Annotated in this window: 13 protein-coding genes and 1 rRNA gene (1 of these 14 only partly in view); 12 read left to right on the forward strand and 2 right to left on the reverse strand. The window is 46.3% G+C overall.

What is annotated here, in order from left to right:
• Window positions 1–6: 6 nt before the first annotated feature.
• The 10 genes from dtd (at window position 7) to ACQYWX_RS04360 (ending at window position 13,023) form a co-directional block, all read left to right on the forward strand.
• On the forward strand, window positions 7–447 hold the full coding sequence (gene dtd / locus ACQYWX_RS04315) for a D-aminoacyl-tRNA deacylase (protein WP_431688002.1): 441 nt from the start codon (window positions 7–9) through the stop codon (window positions 445–447).
• A 747-nt stretch (window positions 448–1,194) separates the two neighbouring features.
• Window positions 1,195–2,190, forward strand: a complete 996-nt coding sequence (locus ACQYWX_RS04320) for a porin (protein WP_431688003.1) — start codon at window positions 1,195–1,197, stop codon at window positions 2,188–2,190.
• 110 nt (window positions 2,191–2,300) lie between these two features.
• Window positions 2,301–3,230: a CYTH domain-containing protein gene (locus ACQYWX_RS04325; protein ID WP_431688004.1), complete on the forward strand. Its 930-nt coding sequence runs from the start codon at window positions 2,301–2,303 to the stop codon at window positions 3,228–3,230.
• Window positions 3,231–3,348: 118 nt separating this feature from the next.
• Window positions 3,349–6,240 (forward strand): bifunctional [glutamate--ammonia ligase]-adenylyl-L-tyrosine phosphorylase/[glutamate--ammonia-ligase] adenylyltransferase, encoded by a 2,892-nt coding sequence (gene glnE / locus ACQYWX_RS04330; protein ID WP_431688005.1) that lies wholly within the window; start codon window positions 3,349–3,351, stop codon window positions 6,238–6,240.
• Between the two features lie 96 nt (window positions 6,241–6,336).
• The gene (locus ACQYWX_RS04335; RefSeq protein ID WP_216736534.1) at window positions 6,337–7,260 is read left to right on the forward strand and encodes a branched-chain amino acid transaminase; all 924 of its coding nucleotides are present in this window, start codon (window positions 6,337–6,339) and stop codon (window positions 7,258–7,260) included.
• Between the two features lie 35 nt (window positions 7,261–7,295).
• On the forward strand, window positions 7,296–8,342 hold the full coding sequence (gene waaF, locus ACQYWX_RS04340) for a lipopolysaccharide heptosyltransferase II (RefSeq protein WP_431688006.1): 1,047 nt from the start codon (window positions 7,296–7,298) through the stop codon (window positions 8,340–8,342).
• A complete protein-coding gene (waaC, locus tag ACQYWX_RS04345; protein ID WP_431688007.1) occupies window positions 8,335–9,375 on the forward strand; it encodes a lipopolysaccharide heptosyltransferase I in 1,041 nt (346 codons plus the stop codon). Before waaF ends, waaC begins: the two co-directional genes overlap by 8 nt.
• Window positions 9,376–9,387: 12 nt before the next feature.
• Complete coding sequence (locus tag ACQYWX_RS04350; protein ID WP_431688008.1) at window positions 9,388–10,950, forward strand: ArnT family glycosyltransferase; 1,563 nt, start codon at window positions 9,388–9,390, stop codon at window positions 10,948–10,950.
• Window positions 10,951–10,988: 38 nt separating this feature from the next.
• On the forward strand, window positions 10,989–12,071 hold the full coding sequence (locus tag ACQYWX_RS04355; RefSeq protein ID WP_431688009.1) for a glycosyltransferase: 1,083 nt from the start codon (window positions 10,989–10,991) through the stop codon (window positions 12,069–12,071).
• A gap of 22 nt (window positions 12,072–12,093) precedes the next feature.
• Window positions 12,094–13,023, forward strand: coding sequence for a glycosyltransferase family 2 protein (locus tag ACQYWX_RS04360; RefSeq protein ID WP_431689497.1), 930 nt, complete (start codon window positions 12,094–12,096; stop codon window positions 13,021–13,023).
• Window positions 13,024–13,057: 34 nt separating this feature from the next.
• Here the strand turns inward: ACQYWX_RS04360 and ACQYWX_RS04365 are convergent, their stop codons facing one another.
• Complete coding sequence (locus ACQYWX_RS04365) at window positions 13,058–14,164, reverse strand: glycosyltransferase family 4 protein (RefSeq protein ID WP_431688010.1); 1,107 nt, start codon at window positions 14,162–14,164, stop codon at window positions 13,058–13,060.
• 160 nt (window positions 14,165–14,324) lie between these two features.
• Between ACQYWX_RS04365 and ACQYWX_RS04370 the strand changes: the two genes are divergently transcribed.
• A complete protein-coding gene (locus ACQYWX_RS04370) occupies window positions 14,325–15,077 on the forward strand; it encodes a glycosyltransferase family 2 protein (RefSeq protein WP_431688011.1) in 753 nt (250 codons plus the stop codon).
• Here ACQYWX_RS04370 and ACQYWX_RS04375 read toward each other — a convergent pair.
• Window positions 15,074–16,294 carry a glycosyltransferase family 4 protein gene (locus ACQYWX_RS04375; protein ID WP_216736542.1) on the reverse strand — a complete coding sequence of 407 codons (1,221 nt, stop codon included), beginning with the start codon at window positions 16,292–16,294 and terminating at the stop codon, window positions 15,074–15,076. The two genes, ACQYWX_RS04370 and ACQYWX_RS04375, sit on opposite strands and share 4 nt — an antisense overlap.
• Window positions 16,295–16,892: 598 nt before the next feature.
• Here ACQYWX_RS04375 and ACQYWX_RS04380 point away from each other — a divergent pair.
• A 16S ribosomal RNA gene (locus tag ACQYWX_RS04380) occupies window positions 16,893–17,329 on the forward strand; it runs 1,098 nt beyond the window's last position.

Consider the following 17,329-nt stretch of genomic DNA (forward strand, 5'->3'; position numbering starts at 1 on the left):
TAATAAATGATCGGATTGATTCAACGCGTTGCGCATGCTTCAGTGAAAGCAGGTGGAGAGATAACTGGCTCAATCGGCGAAGGTATTCTCGTTTTGTTGGCGGTTGAACCAAATGACACCGAGCGTTCAGCGGAAAGACTGTTAGATAGAATCGTAGGCTACCGCATTTTTGCTGATGCGAATGGCAAAATGAATCTAAGCCTTAAAGATATAGGCGGGGAATTATTGGTTGTATCGCAGTTCACGTTGGCGGCGGATACAAAAAAAGGAATGAGGCCAAGTTTTTCTTCCGCAGCTTCGCCTGAATTAGGCGAGAGGCTTTATGACTATTTTGTTGATAAGGCGTCAAAAGTAGTAAGCAATGTTCAGACGGGGCGGTTTGGCGCAGACATGGAGGTGACGCTTGCTAATGTCGGACCAACAACCTTTTCGTTGCGTGTTGAGTAAAAGGATATTGAAATTTACGGAGCTTATGTTTGAAGCTTGTACTACATAACCCAGAGATTGGGGTGTTGTTGAGTTTCGGAAATCCACTATGGGAAGCATGGCCCAATAATATATTTCCTTTGTTATAGTACTGGTGCGCTTTTATGTACGTTTGTTTAAGCAGAGAAAGCTGCATCAATATCAGGCCGTTGAGGTGAGTGTAACTCTACTGGTTTAACTGCTTGATTATAAAAAGTTTTGATTTTTTTAGGGGAAGCTCCCTTAGTCTCTGTAAGGCTTAAAAGTAGGATTTTTGTTACAAAAAAAAATGCCATATAGGCACTTTTTGGTTGCAAAAACGACAACGTTGTATTACATATGGTTATTAATTTTCTTGTTTAGGAAAGTTATATAACCCGTTGTTTGTAAGGATTTTTTGCCTCTCTGCAAAATAGAGCTGTCAAGGTTTTGATAGTAAGTTGTTGATAGAGTGGGAATTTAAGCCTTTTTGGCTGGCCTTCAGTGAAGAAATGTAGACCTCTGTGAAGAGGCCTGGTTTGCGAAAATCTATCAACATTTAAGAACTGATGGTGTTCGGCGAAAAAGGAGGCTTTGATATAGACAAAACATCGGATTGAAAAATGTCATTAAGTTGACATAATCACGAACTATAAATTGGCGAAAATTTTTTGCCTAAATAAAGAAAAATGTGGCTTTTAACCATCAACCTTCGAAAGAAGTTGATTTAACACACAAAAGGAAGACGAAATGAAAAAGACTTTGATCGCTTCAGCTGTTGCCGCTGCAACGATTTCTTCTACAGCTTTCGCTGCTGATTCAATGGCGAACATGCCTACCTTTTACGGTAACATTCAGTTGGCGTATGTCCACTCTTCTTCAGAAACTGGTAGTACTGAAACTACTACCAATGAGTTTATCGATAACGGCTCTACTCTGGGTGTTAAGCATGAGCATGAAATTGCTCCTGGTCTGACGGGCTTTTTGAAAGCTGAGTGGGACTTTGATGCCGATGATAAGTCCGGAGATGATGGCTTTGAGTTAGACGAAGCCTATATCGGTGTTAAAGGTGACTTCGGTTCCGCTCAAATTGGTTCTGATGATACTGTATACGAATGGTGGGATGTCATCGATATCTCTGAGGCTGTAGGTATTTCTGGTGAAATGGCCACTTATAATCATACTTCTGGTGCTTTTGGTGGTGTGGCTGAAGGTGACAATTTCCAATATGTATCACCAGTAATCGCTGGCGGTTTGACTGTTGGTGTTACAATTCCTGTTGTAAATAGCGATAAGTCTCACGCTGCAGCACTTGGCGCCAAGTTTAAAACTGACATGTTTGAAGCTATTTTCGGCTATGCAATGGGCCGCGAAGAAGATGGTGTTGATACTGGTGACAGCATTGGTTTAGGTGGTCGTGTGTTCTTGGGTGACCTGACCTTGGGTCTGCAGTACGAAACTCGCTCAGCAGATTCTGTGGGTGGCGCGGATGTGAAAGCCAGTGAAGCTGATGGCTACGGTTTGATTGCAATTTATGCAATGGGCGCTTCCCAATTTGCTGCAGGCTATCAAGCGTATGAGAACGATGCTGATGCTGAAGCAGACAAATTCTATCTGCAGGCACTGCATAACATCTCTGACAACATGTATGCATACGTTGAGTATACTAACGGTTCTGTAGAGACTAAAGGCTCTCCAGATACTGATACAGAAGAGTTCGCAATCGGCGCAACTTACACTTTCTAATTCTAGCTTTTAGCTGATTAGAAAATTTAAAAACCGGCTTCGGCCGGTTTTTTTGTGTCTTATTTTTATGCAGATATTAAAAATATTTTGTTTTTACTGAGCTTCAGGTTATGAAAGAAATTGAGTTAAAACTTATGTTCCCCTCAAGCAAGCATCATGCTGTGCTATCTACCCTGAAGAATAGATTTGGCTCGCCAGAATATAAGGCTGTTTTGCGTAATATTTACTTTGATACGCCAGATTTGCGGCTTAAAGCATTGAGAGCTGGGCTTCGAATACGTAATGCGGGTTCTGGGTGGGAGCAAACGCTGAAGGCAAAAGGAGGAAGTGTTGCGGGCCTTCATTCAAGAAATGAGTGGAACTGGTCTATAAATTCAGAAAGATTAGACTTAGAAAAGTTACAAGATATTGATGCCTTAAGCGGGGTCAATCTTGCTTCGCTAATCCCAATATTTACAACAACATTTGAACGCTTGACATGGAATATCGCTCGCGAAGGGGCTGAAGTGGAGTTGGTGCTTGATGTTGGTAAAGTGACGTCAGGTGTTGAGTGTACCCCAATTGCAGAGATTGAGATTGAATATAAAAAGGGAGAGTTTGGGCTTCTGTTTGACGTTGCTGAGGAGATTGTAGAACTGGCTCCATGTTGGGTAAGCGATGAGACAAAGGCTTCCAAGGGGTACAAGCTCCTAAGTCTCCCTATTAATGATCCCGGTGTTCAACTGGAGCATGGCGATGTACTTATGGCAGAGCTAATTAAAAAGCTTGCTAAATTAAAGGGAAGCGCAGGCTCAAAGTTAACCGGCTGGGAAGAATATGTCGGAACAATCACGGCTATACCTGTCGCAGCTTCAAATATACTTGAAAACTGTGATTGTCACAGGTTGGATGAGTTGGTTAATGGTGAAACGTTGGCTGTTATAGACTGGTATAAGCGCTCTAACGATATGAATTTCAATGAGATGTTAGAAAACTCCACTGCTGCAGGTAAAATTGGGGTGCTAGTAACCAAGGCGCTAGCAATTAAATCTATCGGGTAGTTGTCCCCAAATTTGATGTGCTTACATGTTCTATTTTCCTGTCTCTTAAATCGTCTAAATAGTTGTTGGCGCGTGCTATCCTTTCACAATGCGTGATAGTTAAAAGGAGCACAGACTAATGGCCGCGCCAAGCGAGCTTGATTTATATCCGTCAGCAATTCATCCAACGATTCGGAAGTATTGGGGAGAGTTTGCTACTCTGCCTACCGAGATATTCGGCGCGTTTTCTCCTTTCTATCCCGATATTCTTCGTGCTTTTGCAGTTAGTGACTTCCTCGCATTAATCATTCTCAGGGAGCCTGAGCTGGTTCTCAGTTTCTTGCAGTCTTCGCAATACCAAAAAGATTATCAGTTTGTCGATTTCAGAGCGTTATTGGCCCAAGAGTTGTCTGAGGCTCACAAAGAGGATGACTTGCTTCGAATATTGAGGCAGTTTCGTCGACGAATGATGTTTCGAGTTATATGGCGAGATTTGGTGTGCTTAGTGGATTATCAAGTCACGGCCCGTGAAGTTTCATGGCTTGCGGAAACTTGTATCGATGAGGCTTTGAGTTGGATTTATCGTGACTTAAGTCAGCAGTTTGGTGAGCCTCATTCTGAAGCTGGCGATAAGCAGCAGCTGGTCGTTCTTGCTATGGGGAAATTGGGGGCGAGCGAGCTCAATGTGTCATCCGATATTGATCTGATCTTTACTTTTCCAGAGAGAGGGGAGACTCAAGGTGCTCCGCGCTCTTTAGATAATCAGGCGTTTTTCACTCGATTAGGGCAGAGGTTAATACAGGCGTTAGATAAAACGACAGCCGATGGCTTTGTGTTTAGGGTTGATATGAGGTTGAGGCCCTATGGGCAGAGCGGCGCTCTGGCTCTCAGTTTTGCGGCTATGGAGGCCTATTATCAGGAGCAAGGTCGGGATTGGGAGCGCTATGCGATGATCAAAGCTCGGGCCGTTGCCGGTGATATTGAAGCCGGAGAAGAGCTGCTAACCTCCCTTAAGCCGTTCGTTTATCGCAAATATATCGACTTTGGCGCCATACAGGCGCTGAGGGCGATGAAGGAGATGATCGAAAGGGAAGTTCAGCGTAAGGGACAGGATGGCAATATCAAGGTGGGTAGAGGGGGCATCAGAGAGATTGAGTTTATCGTTCAGGTGTTCCAGCTAATGCGCGGCGGCAGAGATGTCAGGCTACAGCAGCGGAATCTTTTGTCGACGCTTGAGTGTCTTGAAGATGAAGGACTTTTACCTGTCGCCGCGGCTGCGGAATTACGGGAAGCCTACATTTTTCTGCGTAATATTGAGCACGCTATTCAGGGGCTTGATGATAAGCAGACCCAAGAGATACCGACTGATGAAGTAGAGAGAGAGCGGGTGGCGGTGGGAATGGGCTTCCCGGGTTGGGGGGAATGCCGGGGTCAGCTGGACAAGCTCAGAGACTGCGTAACAGAGCATTTCGCCGACATTATTGCTGAGCGCAGGGAAGCTCCTTTAGAGCGTCCAGATACGGTCGAGTGGCGGGCTCTTTGGGCTGGCCGATTAACTCTGGATGAGGCGCAAGACCTATTGTCTCGGTCTGGATGTGAACAGGCGATAGAAATCTATGAGTCAGTAAAACAGCTCCGCCAGAGCTCCAGAGTGCAGCACATGCAAATGCAGGGAAGGGAGCGTTTAGATGAGTTTATGCCTAATCTGCTTCAGTCTTTGGCGGAAAGCAGGGCTTCGCACGAAACGTGCAGACGACTCCTGGCTTTAGTTGAAGCAGTTTTGCGGAGAAGCGCTTATTTGGCGCTATTGAATGAGAACCCAGGTGCGCTGAGCGAACTTATTCGATTGTTTGCAGAAAGCGCCTGGATCTCGACACAAATTGTAACTACCCCCTTGCTGCTGGATGAGTTGTTACATACCGGCAGTCTTTACACTCCGCCTGATACCTCTTCGCTGCGTGATGAACTCCGTCAGCAAATGCTGCGCATTCCCAATGATGGTCTGGAAGAGCAAATGGAGGCGTTGAGGTACTTCAAAAAGGCTCACGTGTTACGGGTGGCTGCCTCCGATCTGCGTGAGACTCTTCCCCTTATGAAGGTGAGTGATTACCTGACTTTCATCGCTGAAACCATTGTTGAGCAGGTGGTGGATGAGGCCTGGGAAACTATGGTGAAGAAATACGGCGAGCCAGGCTACGAAGACGCTGCGCCAAATGATATGCGATTTGCAGTCATCGGTTATGGAAAGCTTGGTGGAATTGAAATGAGTTACGGTTCGGACTTGGACCTAGTGTTCCTGCACGGCGCTTCAGGAGATTTAAGTACGAATGGTGAAACCAGTATCGCCAATCAAGTCTTTTTTACCCGCCTTGGGCAGAGAATTATCCATCTACTAACGACGAAAACCGCTTCTGGAGATATATATGAAGTGGATATGCGTCTGAGACCTTCTGGAAACTCGGGATTGCTGGTCAGCTCTGTCAGCGCATTTCAGCAATACCAGGAGAAAAGTGCGTGGACATGGGAGCACCAGGCTTTAGTCCGATCGAGAGCGGTAGCTGGGTGTCCCAGTATTCGCGCAGAGTTTGAAAAAGTAAGGAAAGAAATTCTTACGCAATCTCGTGACCCAGTAAAATTACGCGCAGAAGTGATAGAGATGAGAGAGAAAATGAGCGCCTCTCTCGGAACCAAATCGGATTCATCAGGAAGCCTGCCTTATTTCGATCTCAAGCATGATAGGGGCGGTATCGTTGATATTGAATTTATGGTTCAATATGCAGCTTTGCGCTGGGCGAATGAGTTCCCTCAGATTGTTGTCTGGAGCGATAACATCAGGATACTGGAAGCCTTGGGTGAGGCCGGTATTTTCACTCCAGAAGACGCGGAAAAGCTTTGCGATATATATCGTGTGCTCCGCGCCCGCGGGCACCGGCTAGCGCTGCAGAATCTTCCTGCGCGGATACAAGCTGACGAACTGCTGGAAGAGCGTCGTTGGGTTGTGGCGTTTTGGGAAAAAGTATTTGCGGAGTGACTTGGTTCCTCTTCTATTAATCAATACTCTTCCGACGTTAAAGTCGGGTTACAGTTTAAGAATGTGTGGCTTTGGGCCCCGAAGGAGTTGACTGCTATGTCCATGGCTGATCGTGACGGTTTGATCTGGTTCGACGGCAAAATGACGCCTTGGCGTGACGCCAATGTGCATGTGTTAACACATACGCTGCATTACGGCATGGGCGTGTTTGAAGGCGTTCGCGCATACCAGACTCCTGAAGGCGCGGCGATTTTTCGTTTGCAGGAACATACCGACAGGTTGTTTGACTCCGCTCATATCATGAACATGAAGCTGCCTTTCACTAAGGATGAGCTTAATGAGGCGCAGCGTCAGGCAGTGCGTGACAACAATCTGAACTCCGCTTATATGCGGCCCATGGCGTTCTACGGTTCTGAAGGCATGGGACTGCGCGCCAATAATCTGAGCGTGCATGTGATCGTCGCCGCCTGGGAATGGGGCGCGTACTTGGGAGAAGAGTCGCTGCAAAAAGGCATCAAGGTACGGACCAGCTCTTATACCCGTCACCATGTAAATATTTCTATGACCCGCGCTAAAGCGAACGGCCACTACATCAACTCTATGCTTGCCTTGAACGAAGCGCTGGCGTGCGGATGTGACGAGGCGCTACTGCTTGATCCAGAAGGTTATGTGGCGGAAGGTTCCGGTGAAAATATCTTTGTCATCCGTGATGGCGTTATTTACACGCCAGAGTTGACCTCTTGCCTCAACGGCATCACTCGTAACACGATTTTTCATCTGGCGGAGCATTTGGGCTATAAGCTGGTGGAGAAGCGTATCACTCGCGACGAAGTCTATATTGCCGATGAAGCGTTTTTCACTGGCACTGCGGCGGAGGTTACGCCGATTAGAGAGTTGGATGGGCGTCCAATTGGCGCTGGTCAGCGTGGGCCGATTACTGAAAGACTGCAGTCTTTGTACTTCGACGTAGTCAAAGGACGTAACGAAGAGTTCAAGCACTGGCTGACGCCCGTCGCCTAAGTTTTAGTCCATTTCCATGTAAGAGGCGCCAGCCCTTGAATATTCTTATTATCGGGCCCTCTTGGGTTGGCGATATGGTGATGGCGCAAAGCCTGTTTAAAGTGCTTGTGCGCCTCTACCCAAATGCCCAGATAGATGTCCTTGCTCCAGGCTGGAGTCGCCCAATTCTTGAGGCTATGCCAGAAGTGAGAGATGCCATCGATATGCCGGTGGGTCACGGCAAGTTGATGCTTAAGGCGCGACGTGAACTGGCTGCGTCATTAAAGGCGAAAGATTACGCGTGGTCCATCGTTCTTCCTAACTCATTGAAATCCGCATTAATTCCCTGGTTTGCAAGCATACCAAGGCGCACTGGTTGGCGGGGAGAAATGCGTTATGGTCTGTTAAATGACATTCGCAAGCTTGATAAAGAGCAACTCCCGCTTATGGTCGAGCGCTTTGTGGCGCTTGCCTATGATAACGGGGAAGCTGACTTAAGCCGTATACCCAACCCAGAATTGAAGCCCAATGCGCAGCTTACCGCGGATGTATGCGCTAAATACGCAGTAGATGCGTATGGAGCGCCTGTTTTGGGGCTATGTCCCGGCGCTGAGTTTGGCGCCGCCAAGCAGTGGCCTGCTGAGCATTATGCCGCCGTTGCGCGTCACTACCTGCAAAAAGGGTGGCGCGTCTGGCTGTTTGGCTCCACCAATGACAAGCCCGTTTGCGAAGAAATAGCGACGGCCTCTGGCTCTGTTGGCGTTATGAACTTTGCTGGCTTGACGACTCTGCAGGAAGCCGTCGCGCTATTGTCTCTAACCTCTCGCGTCGTTAGTAACGATTCAGGTCTGATGCATGTCGCTGCGGCGTTGGGGAGTCCATTGGTCGCTGTTTACGGTTCCACCTCTCCAGACTTTACGCCTCCGCTTACTGAGCACAAGCAAATCGTGCGCTTGGGGCTGGACTGCAGTCCCTGTTTTGAGCGCACTTGCCCTTTGGGACATTACAACTGCCTGAAACAGTTGCCTGCGCAACAGGTCATTTCTGCGCTGGATAAGCTGCCTTGTGGTTCCGACAGCCAGGGAGTTGCGCCCATTGCCTAAAGTTCTATTGGTGAAAATGTCTTCCTTGGGAGACGTCGTGCATACGCTGCCTGCCGTTACAGAGGCTGCGATGAACGTGCCCGGCTTACAATTGGACTGGGTGGTTGAGGAAGCGTTCGCTGAAATCCCTACATGGCATCCCGCTGTGAACAAGGTCATCCCTGTAGCGTTGAGGCGTTGGCGTAAAAGTCCCTATGAAGCATTGAGATCTGGCGAGTGGGCGAGTTTTGGCGAAAAGCTTAAATCAGAGTACGACCTTGTTATTGATGCTCAAGGCTTGTTGAAAAGCGCCTTTATCGCTAAAAAGGTTGGCGCAGAAATTGTTGGATACGATCGCACATCTGTAAGAGAGCCTCTTGCCAGCGTTTTCTATCATCGGGGCTATTCTGTCGCCAGGCAAATGCATGCAGTGGAAAGGACTCGTGAGTTATTCGCGCAGGGGTTCGGTTATGCAAAAGGTGGGGCGCCGGATTATGGGCTCAAGATAGAAGCTGCCGAATCTGAAGAAACGGCGCCAACGGTTATGTTTCTTCATGGCACGACATGGCGTACTAAGCACTGGCCTGAATTTTTCTGGGGTGACCTTGCTCTGCGTTGCCGGGAAGCTGGTTTTGATGTGTGGGCCGCATGGGGGAACGAAGAAGAAAGACTGCGGGCGGAACGCCTGGAAGTTTCCGCTGGCGTGCGGGTATTGCCGCGAATGCCGTTAAAGGGGGTCGCGGAGCACATCGCCAGGGCCCAAGCTATTGTCACCGTGGATACCGGGCTGGGCCATTTGGCGGCGGCGCTGGCTAAACCGACAATTGCCTTATATGGGCCAACTAACCCCTCCCTCACTGGAATATACGGTGCGCAACAAACTTCACTTAGTTCAAGTTACCATTGCGCGCCTTGTATGCGAAAGCACTGTCGGTATGAAGTCTTGGGTGAAAAATTTGACTATCCTCCATGTTGGAATGAACTGTCTCCTGAACTGATTTGGGAACGTTTGCGTCAAATAATGCCCTCGTCAGGTGGCGGTATAGTAAGATGATGCTAGTAATATATGGTTTCTGAAAGAAATTCTCTTCTGAACATTTTGAAAAAAATCGACCCATTTATTTGGATCTTTCTCCTCGGCTTCATGCTGAGATTAAATGCTTTTTTTCGTGCGGATATATTTAACTCAGATGGAGTTTTATATATCGAGGAAGCTCAAAATGTTTTTTATAATGGGCTCGAATATCTAGGGGCTTGCTTTCAAGCTACTAATATTTTTCCGCTTTTGATTGCTGCAGTATACAAGATTGTCGGCGAGTGGGAGTTGGCGGGGCGCTTAATTTCTCTTTTTTTTGGCACGCTGACAATGTTGCCCCTTTATGGTGTTTTAAAGCGTGCACTACCTAAAAATTTTGCCTTACTAACACTGCTTCTTTTTGCTTGTAATCCTTCTTTTGTCGTTCTTAGTGTGGATATTCTGCGTGGTCCAGGGTATTGGTTCTTTTTATCCTTGGCCATCTACTTCATCTTGAGAGCAGAGCAGTCAGCTAATTACTGGATATATCCTCTGGCGTGCATGCTTTTTATGGTCGCTGCTTCGTTTCGAATAGAAGCGGTGGCATTCATTGCGGGAACGATGATTTTTCTATGCGCCAGAAGAGAGATCAAGGAAGGCGTTGTTCGCTGTGTTATGTTTTTCCTCCCTATATTAGTGGCTATGTTTGCGCTCCTGTTAAGTGAGTGGCTTTTGAATAGGCAGCTTGTTTCTTTTCCCAAACAATATGAGCGTGTCGTTGAGCTTATCTCAGGGTATAAGCAACTTAGGCAAGACCTTAAAGGGCTCTGGACCCACCCGCCTGAGGGCTTTCATTTTCAATATTACTGGCGAGATATGTCGACAATTGTAGGCTGGACTGCGCTAGGGGTAGAGCTTAATTGGCTGGCGAAAGCGATGTTTGAGCCTGTCGCGGTATTTTTCATCGCGGGCTTAGGTCCGGTTTTTCGGAAAGCGAGAGTGAACCTCTCTATTCGTTATTTATTGGTATTAAGCATTGTCGCCTTTGTGGTTCTTTTCCTTCAAACCATAACTGCCTGGTGGCTAGACTCTCGCATGATGGCTCTACTGTTAATACCTGGTTATGTGATTATCGCTATGGGGCTCATGAGAGTTAGCAATGCATTTAAGGAATGGTTTGCTCTGAAAGGCAAGATCGTTTTTTTTATATTATTAGGCTGTGTAGTCCTTGGGGCTGTAGTAAAACTATTGAAGTACAGAGAGTCTGATAAATATTTGTTGAAAGAAATCGGCGCCTATATTTTGCATGACTCTCATAGTGCGGGTGGATTTATACGAGTTGGCGGATCATCAGAGTATATGATGTTTATCAGTTATTACGCTAATTCTGAAATAAAAACAGGGCAGTGCTCTCATGTGGAGAGAACATGGGAGGTTAAGGGGGAGGCATCTCATGTGCTCAAGATCATAGATGAGAAAGAGTATGATTATTTTGTTTGGAACTCCCGCTATGATCCAGTTGAATTAAGAGAAAGCCTGCAACGTAAGTATCTCCCTATACAGGATTGGAAGACTAGCCTTGATGGTAATGTCGTTGTTTTTAGGCTGAAATAAAACTTGTCTATATTAACGAACTTAATGGAATGACTAGGGTGAAAGGGCGTAATAAAATTCTAGTTGTCGGGTATAACATGAAGGGGCAGGGAGGGAAAGAGACTGTATGCAGGAAGCTTTTTGACCTGCTTTCTACGGATTGTTCTGGTACAGATGTGGAGTTCTTGTTTATCGATGACTATAAACAAGGTGTTGGCGATGTGTGTGACAATTGGTTAGGTAATGCGCCTTTTGCGCGCATTAATTCTTCTGTTGCCAATACAAAAGTAAGGCGCTTCTCTTTTGCAGTTAAACTGGCTGGAATAATTAGGCGGAAAAAGCCTAGTTTGATTATAGCTATTGATCCGCTAAGCTGTTATATATCCTATTTTGCAAGGGTTATATCTATGAGGAAATTTAATATATTCTCATGGATTCATACATCTCTTGACGCTCTTTATAAGGCGGTTTACGTTACTAAAGCTGATTTTCATTTGGCTATTAGCTCCGGTATTACGCAGCAGCTATCTAAAATGGGGGTCAGTGAGAGTAATATTTTTCTGGTTCATAATTCAGTCGCTAGGGCAAGGATGCTATTGCCCAGACCGAAGGGTGCGGCTAGCTTTGTTTACATCGGGCGGCTAAGCGATAAAGATAAAAATGTTAGTGAGCTGCTAAAGTCTCTGGCTAATGTTTTGGGTGAGTGGACACTGCACATAATTGGTTCAGGTCCAGATGAGCCAAATTATAGAGACTTGGCGAGAGAGCTGAATATTGATCGCAGAATTGTTTGGCATGGATGGCGTGAAAAACCATGGGACTATGTTTTCTCTGAGATAAAAGAGGTGAGCGCCTTGCTACTGACGTCACGCATTGAAGGTTTTGGGATGTCGCTGGCTGAAGCTATGTCTTACGGTGTGTATTGTGTAAGTTCAGACTGCCAGTCTGGCCCCTCTGACATTATCAGAGAGTCTGTGAACGGAGAGCTTTACCCTCCTGGACGTGAAGATATATTGACGGCGCGTTTGCAGTCAATTGTTGGCGGTGCGTCTTTGCCTGATGGAGAAAAGATAAGAGAATCAATTGAGCACTTATATGATGATGCTTATTTAACTAGAATTAAATGTGCGCTCAAAATTTGATCCTGTAGATAGAGTACTTGTGATGCATAGTAATTCATCTTATAAGCTGTCAATAATTATAACCGCGCATAATCTTGAAAATGAGATTATTAAATGCCTTGAAAGCATCAAGCAGCTCTTGCAAGGTGTTTCTGATGCGTGTGAAGTTATGATGATTGATGACGCCTCCTCAGACCGTACCTCGCACATTATGAAGGAGTTCTCTAATGATAACGCCAGCTTTGAGTATTTGAGAACGGAATATAGAAATATTGGAAAGGTTCGGCGTTATGCGTTAAGTAAGGCCTGTGGCGAATATATAACTTTTGTTGACGGGGATGACTTCGTTCCCCTCTTTTCTCTCAAAGAAATGATTAACTTTTTTGACAAGAAAAAGCCAGATATTTTTCTTTCAAAATTACACGAGGTGTGGAAGGAAAGTGATCAAGTGACTTCCTCTCCTCTGACGACGCCCATGAATCTGAGCAGGAATGAGGCGATTAAGCGCTTCCTGATTCACAAACAATTTAAGGCCCATTTATGGGGGAAGTACTTTAATCGCAGGCTTTTTAAATCGTTCGAGTTTCCTGAAATGGCATGTTACGAAGACTCAATGGCTTTTCCCTATTTATTGGCCAATAGCGAGAACCTTTATTACACGGATGCCGTACTGTACAACTATGTTAGAAGGGAAGGCAGTCTTTCTAACGAGCTTGATTCGGTAAAGTTAGATGCTATGGCTGACGTGATATTGACAATGAGTCGTGTCTTTGGTGACGGCTTCAGAAACCTTACTGCTTGTCATGCTATTGATTTACTACATAAATACAAGAACAGGCTTGCTGAGGAAAAACGGCGTCAGCTTTCTCAAATGGTGGAGGGCCTGTCCACTCTGTCTTTCCTGCTGGACTTCAGCGTTAGAACAAGCTTTAAGCGTAAGTTCATTGCGTACAAGAAGGGTGAGAGCGCATAGTTTACTCTGAGTATCCTCTTCACTTTAGGAAAAACTACGCGCAGACTTTCTTATAGATATCTAGCATACCGTCCATCATTTTCTCAGAAGTCATTTCTTCCATGGCATGCTGATACGCGTTCTTCCTTAAAGTTGCCGCTAACTTGCTATCTGTTAGTAGTTTAATTGCCGCTTCTGCTAAGGCTTCTGGATTTTGTGGGGGGCAAAGTAAGCCTGTATTGTTGTGGGAGATCATTTCCGGTAGACCTCCAACGGTCGTAGCTATCATGCTGTTTTCCATTAAGAAGGCTTGAGATACTAAGCGGGTTTGCGCTTCCGTTCCAATTGAGCAGATCATGACAATGTCACTAAACGCCTGGTAGTTTTCAATATCAGATTTATAGCCTATAAACTTGATTCGCTCTTTAAATTTTGATTTCTCCCAGTGCTCCTTGACCTGGCTTTCGTATGCTTTAGTATCCGCTGTGGCGCTACCTAGCTGTATAAACGTCACACCAGGCAGCTGCTCAGCTATAATCTCGCATGCTTTTACGAAGAATAGTTGTCCTTTGTCCTCTCGAATCATCCCAATGTTTGATACCACTTTGTGGTCAGAAGGTATCCCCAGGCTTGCCTTGAGCGCTGAACCATCAATATTTGCGTGGTAACGGTTATGGTCTACGCCAGCTTTTGCCGTATAAACTTTGCTGGCAGGAGCGAGTTTAAGCTGGATGATCTGTTCGTTTATCTTATTGGCGGTAGTGATAATCTGATGATTACCGTATTTCCAAATCAGCCGATGGAGGAAGTCGTGTTTTATTGGGGTGGTGACATGGCGCGAGCGAACTACTTTCACCTTGGTCAGCCATTTAGCGAACATTGCATAGGATGCGTCTCGATTGCTATGAGCATCGATTAGCTCAATTTTATTTTGATTGATAAAGCGGATTAGCTTTCTTATGACTTTAGGATTCGCGGAGCCGCGAAAGTCTATTTCAGTGTTAGGAATATTTCTTTTTCTCGCCTCCATCAGGATCGCAGATTGAGGGCGCGCGACAATCCAGCAGTGATGTCCATTGGCATTTAACCATTGAGTTTGCTCTATTACTCGTAGCTCCTGTCCGCCCCAATTTAAGCTACTTTCCAAGTGTGCAATGTTCAAAATTTGATCTCGCTGAATTAATAAGGCTAGTTAACGAGCGTTAACCGGAGGGCGGTCAGTATATCGTGAAATAGTGAGAACCTCGAAATGGGAAATCGCCCAATGATAACTAAGGTAATCGTGTACTATTGCTCTCTTAACTTGTACAGGTAATTGGATCATGCACAAACTGACAGCCACTATTATCACTCTGAATGAAGCTTCTCGCATTGCGCGTTGCATCGAAAGCGTCCAATTTGCTGATGAAGTGGTGGTTGTCGATTCGGGTAGCACTGATGACACTTGTCGGATCGCTCAGGACATGGGGTGTCGCGTTATTACTCAAGAGTGGCTGGGGTACGGTGGGCAGAAGCAGTTTGCTGTTGATCTGGCGAGCAGTGATTGGGTGTTGTGTATCGACGCCGACGAGGTGGTCACTAGCGAACTTGCTGCTTCTATTAAGCAAGTCATGCAAAGGCCTGATGCGGATGCATATAGTTTTCCTCGCAGGAACTATTTTTTGGGTGAGCCTCTTCGTTATGGCGAGGGGTATCCAGACCGTAGCCTGCGGCTTTTCAATCGAAAGAAGGCAAGATGGACCCAAGACTTGGTGCACGAAGCTGTGAGGTGTGAAGGGCGGATTCAAAAGTTAGAAGGAGACTTGAACCATTTTTCCGAGGAGACAATCTCGCAATATTTAGCCAAGCAAAATAAGTATACGCAGATTCAGGCGGAAGATATGTTTCGACGAGGGAAGAAGGTCGGGCTTGGTAAAATTCTCGTTAGCCCTATAATTCGATTTTTTAAGTTCTATGTTATACGCCGGGGCTTTCTAGATGGTATGCCGGGGTTTGTGCATATTGTTATTGGTTGTATGAATAGCTTCGTGAAGTATGTGAAGCTGTATGAGCTGAGGTCTAAGAACCGGGATTAAATGTTTTGTTCTGAGACTGCATGTAACACGCTCTTGAATCTGTCGAAATAAGTCTCAGGAGAGAATAGTGAGTGAGACCTGATGCGTGCTGCATGGCTCATTCTTGAATAGTCGGCTGTATTCAATATAAGTTCGCAAATGGCATTTGCCATGCTATCGGGGCTGACTGCTTTGGGTGGTCCTAGTTTATTGGCGGACGCATCAAAAATAATGGGTGGTAATCCTTGTATATTGCCGCCCATTTGTTGGTATTCTTCTAAGCCAAGGCTCACGGGAATTGTATAGCCTGTAATGTTGTTCTCTACTACGTCGGCAAGTCCATCTACGTCGGATGCAATGACTGGGCAGCCGAACGCCATAGCCTCTAGAGCCACGAGGCCAAAGGGCTCTCTAAGTGAAGGGCAGAGAAGGCAGTCAATATCTAGGTAGAACTGCTCTATTTGACTTTGTAATCCCAAGAAGTTAACTGCACCCTCAATGCACAGTTCTTTAGTGAGAGCTTTTAATTGCTGCTCGTCTGGGCCTACGCCAGCGATTGAAAGAATAACCGGAAAATTCTTGTCTAATAGTATCTTGAGTGCATGAAGAGCAGTGGTGACGCCTTTGACGCTGACTAGCCGGCCTGCGAGTCCCAGCCTAAATGGAGAGTGTGGTAGTTTGTCGCAACTTGCATGAGTAGATGAGAGTTTAAACTTGTTGAGTAGAGGGTTGTGGATGACTACTGCGTTATCTTTCGAGTAGCTCCAGTTATACCGAATAACTTCCAAGGCGGCTTTTGAATTACAGATGACTCCATCAACCTTGGATAAAAAAGCGGTAGCGGCTTTTTTGTCATCGCAGCGCCAGCCAGCCCCATGCTCATAATAGATAACTTTAGTGCTCGAAGGGCAAAGGCTCAGGTCGATTCCCTCAATTTTGTTCCAGACAACGAGTATTTCAGGGGCTATTTGGCTTAGCAGGCGTTTCAGGTTCCGGTGGCGTAAGAAACTTGGTTTTTTGGGGAGGCGTAAAGAGTGATAGTACTTGACGGAGTATACCTGCTCAGAATACGCGTTTACCTCCTCTGCGAGCTCCGAATGGATATGGGAGCGATCACTAATCGTAACATTCTGGAAGTCGCTATAGCTCATCCTTAGATAGTCGCAGTAGAGCCTCTCTACGCCCCCTATTGTGTCAAGTGCGACCAAGTGAGCAACTTTTATCCGCTTCGATGGCATGTCTATACGCTCCTGGCGGGACTCTGCATGTTCCCTTACTTATAGTAGTAAGGTCATTTCCAAGATAATCCATGAGCCTCTAATTTAAGTAAAGAGAACATGGCCACACTTATAAGGTTAGCTGGTGTGTCCTGTAAGCTTGGAGAATCTGCGTGAAGATGTATACGAACCCGATGATGCAAAGAGGGAGCGAGCACGTGATTCAGGCGGGCAAGAAGAAGATAGCGCAGGTTTTTGTGAAATAACGAAAATAGTGCTTGCGCGAAATTAAGGGGTGCGTATAATGCGCCCCACTTCGACGGGGAAGCCGGTCGGAGGGGAGGGAGAGAGCTGGTTCGAGAGAGTCGGCGGCGCTAAAAAGGAGTTGACACTGAGAAACGAAAGTGTAGAATGCGCGCCTCGGTCGGAGAGAGTCTCCGGAAGAGAAAGTTCTTTAAAAAGTTAATCAAGCAATTTGTTGTGGGCGCTAACTGAGGCGGATCTGGAAAAGATTAAGTCTTAAGTTAGTGACTCGTACAATTCATGAGTGAGCAATCACTCAAGAGTACAGTAGTTTTAACTTGAGCAAGATTAAGAATCTTAATGATTCACACTCTTTAAACTGAAGAGTTTGATCATGGCTCAGATTGAACGCTGGCGGCAGGCTTAACACATGCAAGTCGAGCGGTAACAGTCCTTCGGGAGCTGACGAGCGGCGGACGGGTGAGTAATGCATAGGAATCTGCCTGTTAGAGGGGGATAGCCCGGGGAAACTCGGATTAATACCGCATACGCCCTACGGGGGAAAGCAGGGGATCTTCGGACCTTGCGCTAACAGATGAGCCTATGTCGGATTAGCTAGTTGGTAGGGTAAGAGCCTACCAAGGCGACGATCCGTAACTGGTCTGAGAGGATGATCAGTCACACTGGAACTGAGACACGGTCCAGACTCCTACGGGAGGCAGCAGTGGGGAATATTGGACAATGGGGGAAACCCTGATCCAGCCATGCCGCGTGTGTGAAGAAGGCCTTCGGGTTGTAAAGCACTTTCAGTGG

Source organism: Hahella sp. NBU794 (assembly GCF_050749805.1).
Taxonomy (GTDB): domain Bacteria; phylum Pseudomonadota; class Gammaproteobacteria; order Pseudomonadales; family Oleiphilaceae; genus Hahella.